13 protein-coding genes are annotated in these 17,761 nt (G+C 55.0%); 8 read left to right on the plus strand and 5 right to left on the minus strand.

What is annotated here, in order from left to right:
• Window positions 1-384 precede the first annotated feature (384 nt).
• The 3 genes from DL88_RS20390 (at window position 385) to ppdK (ending at window position 4,351) form a co-directional block, all read left to right on the plus strand.
• A complete protein-coding gene (locus DL88_RS20390) occupies window positions 385-708 on the plus strand; it encodes a hypothetical protein (protein ID WP_156971115.1) in 324 nt (107 codons plus the stop codon).
• 211 nt (window positions 709-919) lie between these two features.
• Window positions 920-1,525 (plus strand): HdeD family acid-resistance protein, encoded by a 606-nt coding sequence (locus DL88_RS14165; protein ID WP_051955987.1) that lies wholly within the window; start codon window positions 920-922, stop codon window positions 1,523-1,525.
• 147 nt (window positions 1,526-1,672) lie between these two features.
• The gene (gene ppdK, locus DL88_RS14170; RefSeq protein ID WP_034997259.1) at window positions 1,673-4,351 is read left to right on the plus strand and encodes a pyruvate, phosphate dikinase; all 2,679 of its coding nucleotides are present in this window, start codon (window positions 1,673-1,675) and stop codon (window positions 4,349-4,351) included.
• 1,320 nt (window positions 4,352-5,671) lie between these two features.
• On the opposite strand, the gene mdoH is transcribed toward ppdK, so the two are convergent.
• Window positions 5,672-7,882, minus strand: coding sequence for a glucans biosynthesis glucosyltransferase MdoH (gene mdoH / locus DL88_RS14175; RefSeq protein WP_084705196.1), 2,211 nt, complete (start codon window positions 7,880-7,882; stop codon window positions 5,672-5,674).
• Window positions 7,870-9,474 (minus strand): OpgD/OpgG family glucan biosynthesis protein, encoded by a 1,605-nt coding sequence (locus DL88_RS14180; protein ID WP_034997260.1) that lies wholly within the window; start codon window positions 9,472-9,474, stop codon window positions 7,870-7,872. Before DL88_RS14180 ends, mdoH begins: the two co-directional genes overlap by 13 nt.
• A 771-nt stretch (window positions 9,475-10,245) precedes the next feature.
• On the opposite strand from DL88_RS14180, the gene glmU reads away from it, so the two are divergent.
• The 5 genes from glmU (at window position 10,246) to DL88_RS21090 (ending at window position 16,200) form a co-directional block, all read left to right on the plus strand.
• A complete protein-coding gene (gene glmU, locus DL88_RS14185; protein WP_034997261.1) occupies window positions 10,246-11,604 on the plus strand; it encodes a bifunctional UDP-N-acetylglucosamine diphosphorylase/glucosamine-1-phosphate N-acetyltransferase GlmU in 1,359 nt (452 codons plus the stop codon).
• 94 nt (window positions 11,605-11,698) lie between these two features.
• Complete coding sequence (gene glmS / locus DL88_RS14190; protein ID WP_034997263.1) at window positions 11,699-13,537, plus strand: glutamine--fructose-6-phosphate transaminase (isomerizing); 1,839 nt, start codon at window positions 11,699-11,701, stop codon at window positions 13,535-13,537.
• Between the two features lie 73 nt (window positions 13,538-13,610).
• Window positions 13,611-14,945 (plus strand): lipoprotein-releasing ABC transporter permease subunit, encoded by a 1,335-nt coding sequence (locus tag DL88_RS14195; RefSeq protein ID WP_084705197.1) that lies wholly within the window; start codon window positions 13,611-13,613, stop codon window positions 14,943-14,945.
• The gene (locus DL88_RS14200) at window positions 14,942-15,631 is read left to right on the plus strand and encodes an ABC transporter ATP-binding protein (protein ID WP_051955988.1); all 690 of its coding nucleotides are present in this window, start codon (window positions 14,942-14,944) and stop codon (window positions 15,629-15,631) included. Before DL88_RS14195 ends, DL88_RS14200 begins: the two co-directional genes overlap by 4 nt.
• 308 nt (window positions 15,632-15,939) lie before the next feature.
• Window positions 15,940-16,200: a transposase domain-containing protein gene (locus tag DL88_RS21090; RefSeq protein WP_051955989.1), complete on the plus strand. Its 261-nt coding sequence runs from the start codon at window positions 15,940-15,942 to the stop codon at window positions 16,198-16,200.
• Window positions 16,201-16,411: 211 nt separating this feature from the next.
• On the opposite strand, the gene cowN is transcribed toward DL88_RS21090, so the two are convergent.
• The 3 genes from cowN to DL88_RS20585 form a co-directional block, all read right to left on the minus strand.
• Window positions 16,412-16,687, minus strand: a complete 276-nt coding sequence (gene cowN / locus DL88_RS14210) for a N(2)-fixation sustaining protein CowN (protein ID WP_034997265.1) — start codon at window positions 16,685-16,687, stop codon at window positions 16,412-16,414.
• A gap of 28 nt (window positions 16,688-16,715) precedes the next feature.
• Window positions 16,716-17,411 (minus strand): Crp/Fnr family transcriptional regulator, encoded by a 696-nt coding sequence (locus DL88_RS14215; protein ID WP_034997267.1) that lies wholly within the window; start codon window positions 17,409-17,411, stop codon window positions 16,716-16,718.
• Window positions 17,380-17,761: transposase (locus DL88_RS20585; protein ID WP_169741587.1), on the minus strand; the 382-nt coding region annotated here is incomplete at its 5' end. The genes DL88_RS14215 and DL88_RS20585, both read right to left, overlap by 32 nt.

The raw sequence follows: 17,761 nt of genomic DNA on the forward strand, positions 1-17,761 counted from the left end.
ACACTCTTTCCTCTTGCTCTTCACGCAATCCACCCTTCCAAAACATTGGATGGCTGGAAGATGAGGTTCATCATCGCGCGAATGCTTCGATCAATCCTTTCGTCTCGATGTCTTGAGGAGTGATATTGAAGCCCCGAAGAATGCGGTCGCGATGATGCGGCTATGCGAAAACAATATTTTGCATCATGCGCTTATCAATTAGAACAGAGGATGAATGGCGAACGACACGCTATATTTTCGATGGCAATAAAGGGTGATCACCGCCGGTATTTCCTCTGGAAAATTGTAGTTCTGGACGAATTATTGAACTTCCCGGAGATTTTCCGCGTGCAGGCAATTGCGGCTATGATCAAAGCTGATAGAAGGGTGTCAGTAACTTGAGGAATGACGGTCGCGGACATCCTTCTTGAGAGTAGGTTTGAAAGCAACACCAATGGATGGAATGTTACCGGAGTCGGTGAAGCTGGAGAAGAAGGTTGCTTCTGGCTTGATGTTATTTCATCAATGCCGGATTATAGACGGGTTATGCATTTTGGATATCTGACGTATTTTCACCATGAAACTTTGGTCCAATCATTCCATCAACAGCATCAATCGCAAAAGCGAAAGGGGTCGCTTGCAGCGGGCGTTCTAGAGCGTTTCGGATATATCCAGAAACGCTTCCCTCAAAAAGCAGAGCATTTTCATGGTAATCGATTGGTGAGGTGACAGCAGCCAGGCATTGCCTCCATCCGGGTGCGAGTGTTTTAGATATTTCCGAAATGTTCTGTTAACTCCGCGAGAGCGTTGCCGAGGGTTTCGAATCGCGCCGCGATTCCTCTCAAAAGGGAAAGGCCTGGAGGTTGGTTCATCCGGCCAAGGCGTTCGGTTTTCGGTTTGACGCGGTGCGTCGCTTGAAGGGCAAAGCCAGATGAATCGAATGGTGGGGACTGCGCCGCACTCCCTGGAGCCGCCAAGTCTGGGGAAATCCATAGTTGCCTTGCGCAAAAACTGGCCCTGGATCGTCGGTTTCGGAATCCTGAGCAGCCTTTTCGGTGTTGCCGCTCTGTTCCTGTTTTTCTCGGCCACCATTGTGTCGGTCTATCTTATCGCGATTTTTATCATTATCGTTGGAGGATGTGAGGTTGCGGCTGGTTTTGGCTCCAGATCCTGGGACCGTTTCTTTTTGTGGATTGTCGCCGGGCTCTGTTATATCGCCCTCGGTGCGTTTGCGCTTGCCCAGCCCTTGATCGCGGCCGCTTTCTTCACTCTTCTGCTCGGCACAGGCATGATCGTCACGGGCCTCATAAGGCTTTATCTCGGTTTGCAATTCGACGATGGAATTCGTGGACCGGTGGTTCTGGCCAGTATAGTGACGTCGCTTGCCGGATTTCTGATCCTCATCGGCTGGCCGAACAATAGTATTTTCATCCTGGGCATTCTGTTGGGCCTCGATCTTCTTGTTTGGGGTGTGGGCTGGATTGCTTTTGGGCTGCGGCTGCGGCAGATACATTTTCTGGCAGGGACAGACGGTGAAGTGGATTAGAGAGGCTGGGCGTCCGGATGCTTGCTGTTTGATCCGCGTCCTGCCTTTGGAAACCTGTCAGGCGAGAAGTCGCCGGTGAAGCATTCACGACCGGGACAGGTTCGTGAAGGCATTCCTTGCTACCTTTCATAAAGGGAAGATTCCGATATGGGGAAATGGGTTTATACATTCGGAGACGGTAAGGCCGAGGGAGCGGGCGGAATGCGCAACCTGCTCGGCGGCAAGGGAGCCAATCTCGCCGAAATGGCCAATCTCGGTCTGCCCGTGCCGCCCGGCTTCACCATCACGACGGAAGTTTGCACGTATTTTTACGAAAACGGCAAATCCTATCCGGCCGAACTCGTCGGTGAGGTCACCAATGCGCTGGCCCATATCGCCGCGCTGACCGGCCGTATTTTCGGTGACAGCCAAAATCCGCTTCTCGTCTCGGTTCGCTCCGGTGCCCGTGCTTCCATGCCCGGCATGATGGATACGGTTCTCAATCTCGGATTGAACGATACGACCGTGCTGGCGCTCGCGAAGAATGCCGATGACGAGCGTTTCGCCTATGATTCCTATCGCCGTTTCATTCAGATGTATTCCAATGTCGTTCTCGGCCTGGAACATCATCATTTCGAGGAAATTCTCGAACATTATAAAGAGAGCAAAGGGTTCGTTCTCGATACCGATCTCGGCGCGGCCGACTGGCAGCTGATTATTGCTTCCTACAAGAAGCAGGTCGAGGATGCGCTCGGCAAGCCTTTCCCGCAGGATCCGCAGGAGCAATTATGGGGCGCCATCGGCGCCGTCTTCGGTTCCTGGATGAACGCCCGTGCCATCACCTACCGGCGTCTGCATGATATTCCCGCGAGCTGGGGTACGGCGGTCACGGTTCAGGCCATGGTCTTCGGCAATATGGGCGAGACCTCCGCGACCGGCGTGGCCTTTACGCGCAACCCTTCGACGGGCGCCAAGGAACTCTATGGCGAGTTTCTGATCAATGCCCAGGGCGAGGATGTCGTCGCCGGCATCAGAACTCCGCAGAACATCACCGAAGCGGCACGCATCAACGCCGGTTCCGACAAGCCCTCCATGGAAACCGCGCTTCCCGAGGTTTTCGCTGAATTCGTGCGTACGACCAACCTGCTTGAAAAGCATTACCGTGACATGCAGGATATGGAATTCACGGTCGAGCGCGGCAAATTGTGGATGTTGCAGACGCGCAATGGCAAGCGGACCGGCAAGGCTGCGCTGCGTATCGCCGTCGATATGGCCAATGAGGGGCTGATCACCAAGGAAGAAGCCGTCGGTCGCGTCGAGCCCTCTTCCCTTGATCAGCTTCTGCATCCGACCATCGATCCGAAGGCCGAGCTGACGGTCGTCGCAACCGGACTGCCGGCTTCTCCGGGTGCTGCTTCCGGAGAAATCGTCTTTACTTCCGACGAAGCGGAACAATTGAAAAGCGCCGGTCACAAGGTGATTTTGGTCCGCGTCGAGACGAGCCCTGAAGATATTCACGGCATGCATGCCTCGGAAGGCATTTTGACGACGCGCGGCGGCATGACATCGCACGCGGCCGTGGTTGCGCGTGGCATGGGCAAGCCCTGCGTTTCTGGTGCAGGCAGCGTGCGTGTCGATTATGCGGCCGGCACTATGACTGCCTCGGGTGTCACCTTCAAGAAAGGTGATATGATCACGATCGATGGCGGCACCGGCCAGGTGATCAAGGGAGCAACGCAAATGCTCCAGCCTGAATTGTCGGGTGAATTTGCCATCCTTATGGAATGGGCCGATAAGGCGCGCCGGATGAACGTTCGTGCCAATGCCGAAACGCCGCAAGATGCGCGGGTGGCGCGCAAGTTCGGCGCGGAAGGCATCGGCCTCTGCCGTACCGAACATATGTTCTTCGAGGCAGACCGAATCGTTGCCGTGCGTGAAATGATCCTGGCGGAAAACGAAGCTGGCCGGCGTGCAGCCCTTGCCAAGCTTCTGCCGATTCAGCGCGGCGACTTCGCCGAATTGTTCGAGATCATGTCCGGTCTTCCTGTCACGATCCGTTTGCTTGATCCCCCGCTGCATGAGTTCCTGCCGCAGACCGAGGCGGAAATCGCCGAGGTTGCGAAGTCGCTCGATGTTCCGGCTGAAAAGCTCAAGCGTCGTGCGGCGGAGCTCCATGAATTCAACCCGATGCTTGGTTTCCGCGGCTGCCGTCTGGCGATCGCCTTCCCGGAAATCGCTGAAATGCAGGCGCGTGCGATTTTCGAAGGCGCTGTTGAGGCCAAGAAGAAGACTGGCCAGACGGTCCAGCCTGAAGTCATGGTGCCTCTGATCGTTTCCAAGGCTGAGTTCGATATCGTCAAGGATCGGATCGATGCCATGGCCAAACTGGTCGCCGAAGAAACCGGTGAAACGATTCCCTATAAGGTCGGCACGATGATCGAGACGCCGCGTGCGGCTCTGCGTGCGGGCGACATTGCCGAGACGGCGGAGTTCTTCTCCTTCGGCACGAACGATCTCACCCAGACCTGTCTCGGCATTTCCCGTGACGACGCTGGCTCCTTCCTTGGCACCTATACCGCCAAGAATATTCTTCCAAATGATCCTTTCGTCTCGATCGATCAGGAAGGTGTCGGAGAATTGGTAGAACTTGGTGTTACGCGCGGCCGCAAGACGCGATCGGACATCAAGCTTGGCATCTGCGGTGAGCATGGTGGTGACCCTGCGTCGATCGGCTTCTGCGAAAAGGTCGGTCTGGATTACGTCTCCTGTTCGCCCTTCCGTGTGCCGATAGCGCGTCTCGCGGCGGCACAGGCGGCCTTGAACCAAGGTGTCGCCTCGCAGGCTTGATCAGATCTTATCGCTCCGGCAGGATCGATTGGTGACCCTGCCGCATAAGGTGATGAGATGATATTGTTACTGAGACCCCTGACCGCGTGGATCGCGGTCAGGGGTTTTTGTTTGCGAGAAAATTCTATTTCAGGCCGAATGCTTTTAAATGCTTATCCGAGCAAATATCACGTAATGCTGCAGAATTTTCGTGGTATTAAACAAAAATAATATGTTTTTCTTATTTTATATAAATAAAAATATACTTTATTTAGAATTATTACTTGGAATGTATTTTAATAGATTGTTGATGTGCCTTTTTCTGTGTTTATGCCAAGATAAGCGCCTTCTATTGGCTCTTATGAATTTTCCGGGTCACGCTTGTGTGACTGAGCCGCCGCAATAGCTGCGTTGCTTTCGGCGATATCTCACGCCAAACCAAGGCGACGAGTTATGCGATATTTGCATAGCCGATCAAAAATGTTTCATCTACCTTGGCGGAACATTTGTCATATCTCTGTCATTAAACATTCATGGAAATGAAAGGAAGACAGAGATGATATCTGGAAAGTCTTTTGCTCTCGCGGGTCTGGTCGGTATTGGCGTGATTTTGTCCGCTCAGGCTCAAGCAGGAGGAAGTGGAGATCTCCCATATTCGAAACAATATCACCGGTACCAGACACAACAAATGATGCCTGGTATGCAGAGTGGGCGCAGTGCCACTGAAAGTTATCCTGCCCATAGAGTTTACCGCGCAGGTGAGGGTAGTGCGACGAATAATAATCTGGATCTGGGAAATAGCGGTCCCAATTGATGGACTATTCATCCCATTTGGGTGATGCGGGCGCGATCTCCAGGAGGATTTTCCGATAAGAGGGAGGCGCCTCGCAACTGCCATTTATGGCAGAATGCTCAGAATTTTAGAGTGGAGCGTCACGGATCTAACCGAAACGCATCACCATAATATAGAGAGCAATCCGGATGTTTTCGGACTGCTCCATTCGGAAATGACAGCTAGAGGCAAAATGATGAATGCTTGACATTTATAGCATATCAGAAATGGAGCATGACGATTCTGTTCTGGTTGTTCGTAAAATGTCGACTATCTCTGATCGCATGCCAAATATCTGAGTGAAAATTCGTCATTGGAATTGAGCTCCGTGTACCGGCAAGACCGGGGCACGTTGAGCGTGATGCTTGCGTCCATTGTCCGGAGGCGCGGGGGAGTCGGAGTTCTCGATCCTTGTAAACGCACCTTGTAAACGCAACCATTGCTACCAGAAGAACGGCAACCATCGTTGAAATGAACGGACGAGGATTGCCTTCTTCAAGCGAATTCAATCAAGACAGATTGGCGAGACGTCCAACGAGTGTTTCATCCTGGACGGCTGCCAATCGTTCTTTTGGGTGCAACCAGTTGATGGCGTCTTTGAGGGATTCGGCTTCTCCGATCTTGGCTTGGGCAAGTGCTAGTTCCGAAGAAAACTGACCATGTGGGCGTTTTGGAACTGTCGCTAGAAAGGCCAGATGAAAAGCGCGAAAGCGCGCATCGTCGTGCAAGACCGCGAGGGCATTACGCACGCTAGTGGTGGAAAGACTGTCGCCAAGCTCATTTCCCCGAGCGACGACTTCAGGTTTGGCATTTTCTTCCGGCGTCAGAAGCAGGCCGAACTGACGCAAAGCCAAACCGACGCCGAGAAGACCCGTCCCCCAGGACAGCGGGATTGCGAGGAGCAGGCCGACGATCGTCGGGGACATCCAGGCAATCAGCGAAGGGGAAATCATATAGCCGGCAATCAGCGTGATGATACCCATTGCGACATGAGAACGATGTCTGCGGACGATGGCTGTAAAAGGAATTGACCCATCGTCGCGTCGCTGCGGATCCCAACCCGTATCAAAGCCGAACAGAAAATGCACGACATGGCCAGTCTGGATCAGCATCATGATCGGCGCAAGCAAAGCGGAAAATATGATCTCGAACAGTGTCGATATCAGTAATGCGAATGTGCCACCGCTGCCGCGCCGTGTGTGTTTCTGGGTCAAGGCAAGGATAAGACCGAAGATTTTCGGAGCGATGAGAATTGCCATCGTCAGGATGAAGAGTTCCAGAGACCGTTCAGCATCGAAGAGCGGCCAGGTCGGAAACAAGGTGGCTTCACCCGTGAAATATTCGGTCCGGCTGTAACTCGCCTGAATCACCAGAATGATACCGATGATCAATTGGAGCATCCACAGAGGCGAGGCGACATAGGCCATGATTCCTGTGGCGAAATGTTGCCGGGAGGCAAGACGGAATCCCGCTGATCCGATGACGCGCAAATGCTGAAGATTGCCCTGGCACCAGCGTCTGTCGCGTGTCGAAAGATCAATGAGGGAGGGTGGCGATTCCTCGTAGCTGCCCTCAAGTGTCGGCAACATGTAAACGCTGTATCCTGCCCGCCGGATCAATGCCGCCTCGACGAAATCATGGCTGAGGATCAAACCGCCGAATGGTGGACGGCCCTTGAGTGTCGGCAGGCCGCAATGGTCGGCGAAAGCCTTGATACGGATGATGGCGTTGTGGCCCCAATAATTGCCGTCGCGCCCCATCCAGGCGGCGACGCCGGCAGCGACGATGGGTCCGTAAATGCGTGCGGCGAATTGCTGCAATCGAGCAAACAGCGTGTTGCGATTGACAATCAGTGGCAGCGTCTGAATGATCCCCGCATCGGGATCGGCTTCCATCGTTGCGGCGAGGGTCGTGATCGCATGGCCGGTCATGAGGCTATCGGCGTCCAATACGACCATATGCGCGTAAGCACCGCCCCAGCGCGTCACGAAATCCTCGATATTGCCTGCCTTGCGCGCGGTATTTTTTGCGCGATGCCTGTAGTAGATCCGTATGTCGCTTCCGAATTTCGGGGCTAGCCTGTCATGCAATGCGATGAAGGCTTCTTCCTCGGCGATGAAAATATCGGGATCCGTCGTATCGGAAAGAAAAAACCAATCGAATGCATGCCCGAGGCCGGTCGCTTCGACGTCTTCGAAGATGGCCTGCATAGCACCGAAGACGCGTGCAGGTGCCTCGTTATAGATCGGCATTACCACAACGGTTTTTTCACGCAGGTCGGCGGGGAGTGGCTGTGTGGCTGGTGGACGAAAAAGCAGCCATAAAAAGCCGGCGACGGCGCTGGTGAAGGCAAGTGCGATCCAGGAAAAATTGGCGATGAACAGGACGAGAAGCGCCCATTCGAGCAGCGTGACGCCTCCAACGCTAACCACCTGATACATTTGCCAGGCGCCATAGCCCGTCAAGGCAAGGCCGCCGCCAAAAATAACCAGACGCGCGAGCCAAACCCACAACGAAAAGTGGGAATCGACAAACGACCGGCGCTGAGAACGATTGAACCGTCTCAAATCCTGCACCGGCATGGTGAGCGGCGCCTCGGGCGGTGTGGCAGGGAAAAGCCAAACGACACCATCCTGCCGCGCATGTTCATGAGCGGGGTGGGGATGAAACGCGGAATGGATGTCGGATCCCTGATCGGCAATATGTTTTAGGGCGTCCATCGATAAAGCCAAGTCTCACTGATAGCAACGCTGCTCGCCTCAAGCACGAGCCGCAATTCCGATGTCGTTTCTGTACCGGTGTCGAGTTCGAAAAGAACACGATAGGATTGTCGTTCGGGTACGGGAAAAGCATGCAGTTCGTAAATAGATCCCGTGGATGCGGTCACGATTGGCTTTATATCTTGCAGCTTTTTCTGATCACCGAGCATGGGGCCGGTAAATTGCACGAGAAAGCGCCGCCGGTGTGGCGCAGATCCATGTCCTTGACGTGAAAGCGTGGTGACGGCCAATGGCGGGCTGACGGGAGGTTTCCAGCACCAGAATTGCCGATAGGCGAAAAAGCTCTCGCTTCCCGGTGTCAATGGCTGCTGAGGGCGCCAATAGGCGAGAATATTGTCGTTGATTTCCGAATCGGACGGGATCTCAATTAATTGCATGGCCCCTGGGCCCCATTCGCCAATGGGTTCAATCCAGAGCGATGGCCTTTTTTCCCAATGCTGAAAATCGTCCTGGAAATCATCGAAGTCGCGGTCGCGCTGCAAAAATCCGAAACCATGCGGCTTTTCGTCAAGGAATGACGAGATTTGCAAGGTCGCTCGATTGGCGACGGGCCGCCATAGCCATTCCCCGCGTCCGTTCAGCATGGCGAGACCACCGACTTCGCTGACTTGTGGACGGAGATCATCAATATGGCGTTGACCAACCGGCGCCAGAAGATGAGATCCTGCCATTGTCGCCAATCCGAAATGGTCGACATTATTCCGGGCAAAGAGCGTACATTCCGTATCGATGATGGTCGCCTCGTTCGGATGAATGGTGAAACGATAGGCGCCAGCGACACTTTGTGAATCGATGAGTGCGTGCAACGTCAGCGTATTTTCGGCCAGTGTCGGTGTCTCAATCCAGACGGCGCGGATCATCGGGAATTCTTCTCCGCGCGGGTCGGCCGTTTTGATCGAAAGCGCGCGCGCGGTTGTGCCCTCGTTCTGGCCCCTGGCTATGGCGCGAAAAAAGGTTGCACCTTGAAATGTCGCGAGGGTGACGAAAGATTGTCCATCATTTGGCACGAGGACGCGGAAACCCGAAAAGCCGATATCGCCGATATTGTCCGGAATGGGTAAACTGCCGAATGCGTATCGTGTCTGATTATAGATCAGGCGGCGTTGCTCGCCCTGCTCGACGATATTGATATCCATCGGGTTCGAAAAGATCGAGCCTCTATGCAATGGCTCGATGGCAAAGCCGAGATTATTGTCGATCCATAGCCCTGAATGCGGACGTAATGTGATCGTGTTATATTGATCTATGCCGAGATTGGCGAATACATCGGGCAAGGGTTGCGCGACGGCTTTATAGGATTGGCGGGCAAGCGCGCGAGCCGCTTCCGTAACCAGGGCCGGTTCAAATGGACGTGCCTCGCTGAGTATGAAGCCGGATGGAGCAGCCGCGGGCGCTCCGGCTTCCTCGGCTTGTGCGCCGCTGGTTAAATTCCAAGCCGGGGCGTTTTTCCTTTCGCTGGCGAATCCGTGAGTGATCTGTCCCATGGCGATGCCGCCGACAGTGAGTTTCAGGAAATCCCTGCGTTCGATCATGAGTTTGACAGGCTGAAGTTAGAAGAGGCGATTCTGGTTCTTATAATGGATTGAGGGCGCTGGTATGGTCCTTCATCCGTTTTTCAAAATTGGTCGGGGTACTGTCACAATGGCAGTCGCCGGATCCTGGAACAGGCTTGACGAAACAGGCAAGGTCAACGCTCCATTCCAATGATGAGGTTCGATCCGACGTGAGGGAGAGAATGGCGAATCCGTGCGAATTTGCTCGAAAGATATTCCATTAGCGAGTTGATTTTTAATGAAGCGTTCTCTTCTCCCAGGAAAAAACGTCAGTGGGAGCATTTCTAGGTCGAATAGATCCAGCTCACGATCAAATAAATTGGAAATTTTTCGTTTTATGGGTGGCTTGGTGCTCTCCGAATAGCCCAGCTGGATCAAGTGGACGGTTATTCCGTGGGCGAAGGTGCGTCCGGATGGACTGCGGCTTGCTCCGATTTAGGGGGGCTGGACGCTTTGAATGGATCGGCTAGCAACCCGACTGAATTCGATAGAATGGCATTTTAACGCTCGCTCTCTGAACGATGGATTAAATACTCATTCATCCATCTTGTGCGAACCTTGTGAAAACTTCGTCAATTTGCCATAGGTTTTCAGGACATTTTGTCAGGAGCCCGTGCGGAATTCGATGCCGGCTTCTGGATTTCTTTCCGTCAAAGGGCTTCTCTGCGATGAGGTCCTGAAGAGCTGCACGTTGACCGAGCTGGTTTGGGACCGAACAGGCTTTGGCCTCAGAATTTCGGGAGAAGGAATTTGACCGAACGAACGGCAGAAACCGGGCGTCGATGCCTTGCCGTCGTGCTGGCCGCGGGTCTCGGTTCGCGGATGAAATCCGCACATCCGAAGGTCCTCCACAATTTGGCGGGACGGTCGATGTTGGCGCATGTCCTGGCAACATTGGCGGAAGCCGGTGTCGATGATGTCGTCGTGGTCATAGGGCCCGACCATGAATCCATGCCGAGGGAGATTGCCGCGATCTCTCCGCATGCGCGGATCGCGATCCAGCATGAACGTCTGGGGACTGCCCATGCCGTTCTGGCAGCGCGCGACAGTTTGGCGCAAGGTTATGATGATCTGCTTGTCGTCTTCGCGGATACTCCGTTGATCCGCGCCGAGACCTTCCTCGCCATGCGGAGCGCGCTTGCTGAAATGAATATTGCGGCTCTGGTGCTGGGGTTCGAAGCGCAGGAGCCGTCTGGCTATGGCCGTCTTCTTATGGATGGGGATCGGCTGATTGCCATTCGCGAAGAACGCGATGCCAATGATGAAGAACGCGCGGTGACATTTTGCAACGGCGGGTTGATGGCGTTGGCGGGCGATCGTGCGTTGCCTCTTCTCGAGAAGATTGGCAAAGCCAACGAGCAGGGTGAATATTACCTCACGGATATTGTCGCCGTGGCAAGGGCCGAGGGTCAGGATATTGGCGTCCTCATGGTGCCCGAAGAAGAAGTGATGGGTGTCAATGACCGGATTCAGCTCGCGCGCGCGGAAAATGTCCTGCAACGGCGGCTCCGCGATCAAGCAATGCGGGCTGGAGTCACACTGATCGATCCCGACAGCGTAACCTTGAGTTTCGATACGAGATTCGGTCGGGATGTCGTCATTGATCCTTTCGTCATCTTTGGTCCAGGAGTGAGTATTGGGGAGAGTGTTCGGATCAAAGGCTTTTCCCATCTCGAGCAGACAGAGGTGGGACCGCGCGCGATTATCGGCCCATTTGCGCGGCTGCGGCCCGGCGCCGAACTCGAGGGCGATGTTCATATCGGTAATTTCGTCGAAGTGAAGAATGCGAAGGTCAAAGCAGGCGCGAAGATCAACCATCTGACTTATATCGGCGATGCTGATATCGGCGCGGGAACCAATATAGGTGCGGGCACAATCACCTGTAACTACGACGGTTTTGGCAAATTCAGGACGGAAATCGGGGCTGGCGCGTTCATCGGTTCGCATACTGCGCTGGTCGCGCCCGTGAAGATCGGCGATGGCGCCTATGTCGGAACCGGTTCGGTCATCACGCAAGATGTTTCAGAGGATGCCCTTGCCCTTGCCCGTGGCAGACAGGTCGAGAAGCCTGGTTGGGCCAAGACCTTTCGCGATAAACATATAAAATGACACAATTTCCGCACAAGCTCATCATGCGATGAGTCCTGCGCGGCGATATTCGATATGAACTGCGTTTTGCGGAAGACCAGACAGGGATTTTTGTATGTGCGGAATTGTCGGTATTCTTGGCCAGACGCCCGTGGCCCCTCTGCTTATGGAAGCGCTGGGACGGCTTGAATATCGTGGTTATGATTCCGCCGGTGTTGCCACCCTGGAAGATGGCAAAATCGTGTGTGTGCGTGCCGAGGGCAAGCTGAGAAATCTCGAGCCGAAACTTGCCCAGCATCCGCTTTTGGGTCTCAGCGGCATCGGTCATACCCGCTGGGCGACCCACGGCAAGCCGACCGAGAACAATGCCCATCCCCATGTCTGTGGCAAGGTTGCAATTGTTCATAACGGCATCATCGAGAATTTTCGGGAATTGCGGGCCGAACTCAAAACCCTTGGGCACGTGTTTTCCACTGATACCGATTCCGAGGTTGTCGTTCATCTCGTCGATGAAGCCATGAAGAAGGGGATGTCTCCCGCGCAGGCCGTGAGTGACAGTCTTCCCCGCCTCAGAGGCGCTTTCGCACTAGCCTTTCTCTTTGAGGATGAACCCGATCTTATGATCGGGGCGCGGCGGGGCTCGCCCTTGGCCGTCGGCTTCGGAACGGATCCGAATGCACCGACCATGTATCTGGGTTCTGATGCGCTTGCGCTCGCGCCTTTCACGGATACGATTGCCTATCTCGAAGACGGCGACTGGGTCGTGCTCACCCGCAAGGGGGCGGCCTTCTTCGATTCCGAGAATACTGCCGTCGGGCGTTCGATCGTCAAAACCCAGGCTGAGGCCCTGTTCATCGGCAAGGGGAAATATCGCCATTTCATGGCGAAGGAAATTCACGAACAACCGGAAGTCGTCGGCAGAACGCTCGGGCATTATCTTGATTTTTCCGCAGGGCACACGAGTCTGCCATTTGCCTTGCCGTTTGATCCAGCTGCGCTTGATCGTCTGACCATCTGTGCCTGTGGCACGGCCTATATGGCCGGTCTTACCGCGAAATATTGGTTCGAGCGGTTTGCAGGCCTGTCCGTCAATATCGAATTGGCGTCAGAATTTCGCTATGCGGAACCGCCGCTTAAATCCGGCGGATTGATTTTGTTCATTTCGCAGTCAGGCGAAACAGCCGATGTTCTCGCCTCTTTGAGATATGCGAAAGCGCACGGGCAAAAATGTCTCGGTGTCGTGAATGTCGCCACCTCGACGTTGGCGCGTGAAAGCGATCTGGCGGTTCCGACACTCGCTGGGCCGGAGATCGGCGTTGCCTCGACCAAGGCTTTCACCTGCCAATTGGCTGTTCTTGCCTGCCTCGCTCTTGCCGTCGGTCGAGCGCGTCATGTGATAACCGAGGAGATGGAAGCAAAGCTCGTCGGTGAACTCCTTGCAGTGCCCGGATTAATGGCGGAAGCCTTGCGCGTGGAGCCGCGCGTCGAACAGATCTCGCGCGAACTCGCGCAAGCCCGCGATGTTCTTTATCTCGGGCGAGGCACGGCTTTTCCGCTGGCTTTGGAAGGCGCTCTAAAACTCAAGGAGCTTTCCTATATTCATGCGGAAGGCTATGCGGCCGGGGAGCTCAAACATGGGCCGATCGCTCTGATCGATGAAAAAATGCCGGTGATCGTGATTGCGCCACCAAGCCCGGTTCTGGAGAAAACGATCTCCAACATGGAAGAAGTGGCGGCGCGTGGTGGACGGCTCATTTTGATCGGCCAAGCCGATCTCGCCGAGACAGTGGGCGAGGAGGTAGGGCGGTTTGTCGCGATAGAGCCCATGGAGCCTGATTTCGCCGCCATGGTTTATGCGATCCCTGTCCAATTGCTGGCCTATCATACAGCCGTCGCAATGGGTAAGGATGCAGATCAACCGCGCAATCTCGCCAAAAGCGTCACGGTGGAATGAGTTCCTTATGCGGCGCGTGGTGGACGTTCAAATTCTACCCCTGTCTTCAAACCCTTCTTGACGAGAGATTTGCATGAGCCATAGCGACCGCTCCTCGTCGGGCGCGACCCAAGAACAGGTCCGTCGAGAGACGACAGGCAAGGATAAAGCCGTGGGGTTTACCCGTCCTTTTGCTCCGTTCGAATGGATGATCGCTCTGCGTTATCTCAGGGCGCGGAGGTCGCAGGGCTTTGTTTCGGTGATCGCCGGATTTTCCTTCTTGGGTATTACGCTCGGCGTCGCCACGCTCATTGTTGTCATGTCGGTCATGAATGGTTTTCACAAGGAGCTGTTGGACAAGATTGTCGGCATCAATGGCCATATTTTCCTGCAGGCGACGGAATCACCTTTAACCGATTATGATTCAATCGTGCATCAGGTGCAGGACCTTCCGGGTATCGAACTTGCCCTTCCTCTCGTCGAGGGTCCGGCCGCGGCTTCGACCACGAACATGGCTTTTGCGCTCGTGCGCGGTATCCGCGAGGCCGATCTCAAACGTTTGCCCGGTATAGCCGGTCACGTGACGCTTGGATCACTCGACGGTTTCGATACTGCGGGAGGCGTCGTGATCGGGCAAAGACTTGCGGAAAATCTCGGCCTGGGTCTCGGCGACAAGATCAAGCTTCTGACGGCCAATGGCTCGCAGACGCCATTTGGCGTCGTGCCGCGCAGCAAGGTCTATCCTGTCACTGGCATTTTTCAGATCGGCATGGCGGAATTCGATAACCTTTTCGTTTATCTTCCCTTGCCAGAGGCTCAAGCCTTCTTCAACAAGGCGGGTGAGGCGAGCGTCATCGAGATCTTCCTGAAAAATCCGGACACGATTGATGCTGCGCGTGTCGAGATCCAGAATCAGGTCATGCGCCCCATGATCATGACCGACTGGCGTGAACGTAACCGGACCTTCTTCGACGCGTTGAATGTCGAACGCAATGTCATGTTCATCATTCTCACGCTCATCGTTCTCGTCGCCGCGCTGAATATTATTTCCGGATTGATCATGCTGGTGAAGGACAAGGGCCGCGATATTGCCATTCTGCGCACGATGGGTGTCACACGCGGCGGCGTGATGCGGATTTTCCTCATTACTGGTGCTGCCATCGGCGTCGTCGGGACGTTCGTCGGTTTTCTTCTTGGACTTGTCGTCGCTCATAATGTCGAAACGATCCGCCAGTTCCTGAACCGGCTGCTCGATGCCAATCTCTTCCCGGCGGAAATCTATTTTCTTTCGCGACTGCCCTCGGTCGTCGATCCCGGCGACGTCTTTTCCGTTGTCGCGCTCACCCTCGTCCTGTCCGTGCTTGCCACGCTATATCCATCCTGGCGGGCGGCGCGTCTCGACCCGGTGGATGCCTTGCGCTATGAATGATCATGACAGCGCCAGTCCTGCATCTTCATAAGGTCGAAAGACGATTTCAAGAAGCCGGCGCACCGCTCGAAATTCTGCGCGGTGCGGATTTCAGCCTGTGGGCCGGTCAATCCGTTGCGCTCATCGCGCCCTCCGGTGCCGGAAAATCGACCCTGCTGCATATTGCCGGTCTTCTGGAACGGCCAGACGGCGGCGACGTGCTGATTGACGGACGGCCGACGCGCAAGATGAACGATGCGATGCGCACGGCGCTCCGCCGTAACAACATCGGCTTCGTCTATCAGTTTCATCATCTGCTGCCAGAATTCACGGCGCTTGAAAATATCATGCTGCCGCAAATGATCCGCGGATTACGGCGCAACGAAGCGCGGGAGAGGGCGGAACAATTGCTTGATTATCTCGGACTCAAGGCGCGTGGCGGGCATCGACCGGCCCAATTGTCGGGGGGTGAACAGCAGCGTGTGGCCATTGCCCGCGCCGTTGCCAACGGTCCGGGGGTTTTGCTCGCCGACGAGCCGACCGGCAATCTCGATCCGAAAACCGCCGATCATGTCTTCTCGGCCCTGACGACGATCGTTCAGGCGACGGGGCTCGCCGCGCTCATCGCAACCCATAATATGGAGCTTGCCGCGCGCATGGACCGTCGTGTGACCCTGCGCGGCGGATTGGTTGTGGAATTGCCGTGAAAAAGACCGCATCCGTCGAGAACAGGACAGCCATGCTTTTAGGATGACATGCCTTTATCCACCACGGCAAGCATGCGTCCTTCGAATAGGCTCTTGGTATCGAGAGTCCATACACAAAGTGATAGGATCATCGACTTGCACAGTGCTTCTTCAAAGGGCATGTATGTCCGATTCAAATCACGCCGAAGTTACGCTAAACTATTCCAATAAGCTACTGACAAGCAACAAATGCACTCCAGGCCCCAGCTTGAAGAGTTGACACACCGGATGAAGCGATCCGCATACAGATCTCTGCCAGGAGCCCGCTCATGGCAGCCGTCGTTCATGCGCTGGACCACGCTGACCCGCTATTTCGACGATGGGCGTCTGGAGATCGACAACCCTCATCGCCGAACGGGCTCTGCGCGGCGGTGTCATTGGTCGCCGCGATCTATTCCATAATTGAGAGCTGCAGGTTCAACGGCGTTGAACCGCGCGCATACATCACCGAAGTCATGCGGAAATTCACCGCGGTCCGGCCCAACAGCCCCATCGATGAACTCATGCCCTGGGCGTGGGCAAAGTCATAAGGCAGTACAATGTCTGACAGAGCCGTGCCTCCAGAACACGCTTACTATTCTGATCGAGGCCAATGCGCTTATGATTGCGGCCGATCGACGTCATTCCTATGATCTTGCAGTCGCTTGACAGATCCCTGAAGCGGCGGCGGTTCCGTGCCACGAGGATCTGGCGGTATTTTTGTTGTTTTCACTCGCCACGATCCTGAAGCCGCAATTGACGCTACATGCAGATTTCTTCCAGTTCTTCGAGCATGTTCAGGGTCGTGAAATCACCGAGATTTTCGAGCAACTCACGCAATGTTGGCAGATAGTTGTGGAGCACTCGCAGATCATCGAGGCCTTGCGCGTGGGCAATTTTTCTCTGCCGGACGAAATATGACCAGAAAGGGCTGTTGCCACATTCGATATGGGTTTGCAGCTGTGTGAAGATCGCACGCGATCTGTCTACCCAGTCGATCCCCTTGAAGCTGACATAGCGATCAATCGTTTCCTTCATTTCCAACCTCCTGTTGCGAATGAAGAAACTAGTGTTCGTCCATGCCCCTGTCTGTCAGATGGCTGACAGACGTGTCTTCTGCAGCCCATTCCCGCAGGGTGTCGGGGCTGCAGAATCTGGTTTGCTGCCGGTCAGGCCGGGCAATAGCGCCGGCATGGATCATGGCATTGAGTTCCGTCGATGCCGTCTGTCTTGTGGTGCCGAGCAGAGCGGCAAGTTCCTCGATCGTGAGGTCGAGGTGAATGAGATTTCCTGGCTCCACAATGACCTTTTGCCGGTCGGCGCATCGCAGAAGATACCGGGAAATACGCCCGCGCACTTGATGGAAAGCGAGATCTTCGAGCAATGTGATGGTCTGGTTCAGCACATTGGCGAGGGCGCGAAGGATTGCGACCTGCAGGAGGGGCGATTCTTCGAGATGGCGTTCAATGACCCTACGGGGCGCAAGAAGCAGGACACTGGGCCGAACTGCCTGCAATTCAGCTCGGGTATGAGTGCTGAAAACATCACCCGGACTCAAATAGGATAATGTGAGCTCCCGCTCCGGATGGGCGAGATAGACGCGCCATCGCCCGGTTTTGACGAGAAATACGTGATCCGCCGCTTCGTCTTTCAGGAGCCGGTTTCCGGCCACGAAGGTTCGCTCGTGAAATTTCGACCGGAGCGCTGCTCCCGCCTCGGTATTGAGAAAATCAAAGAGTGAAGGGGGATGTGGAGGAACCATGATCGTTCCGCTCGACTCCTCCCGCTAGTTTTAACTCGGCGATTCCGCCGTGAGCAGTGGACCATTGCGCAGGATGATTCAAAAACTCTTCGACTTTATCCAGAGTTGAAGCCTCGATCAATCGCGCTTCCCGCGCAACCGCCAGCACGTCCCAGCAGGTCGTCAGAGGGTGCGATATGGGTTTGATATTGGCCCATGCGCCGCGCGCGGCGAGCCAGTTCCTTGCGGCATCTGAATCATAGGCGCGGTCGGCGTGCAGGATCTGACCGTCATTCAGGTCCTCGAGCATGTCCTCGGCGCTCTTGCCATCATGCGCCTGGCCCTCCGTAAGCTTGAGGGTGATCGGCAAT

The organism is Beijerinckia mobilis (assembly GCF_000745425.1).
GTDB classification, from domain to species: domain Bacteria; phylum Pseudomonadota; class Alphaproteobacteria; order Rhizobiales; family Beijerinckiaceae; genus Beijerinckia; species Beijerinckia mobilis.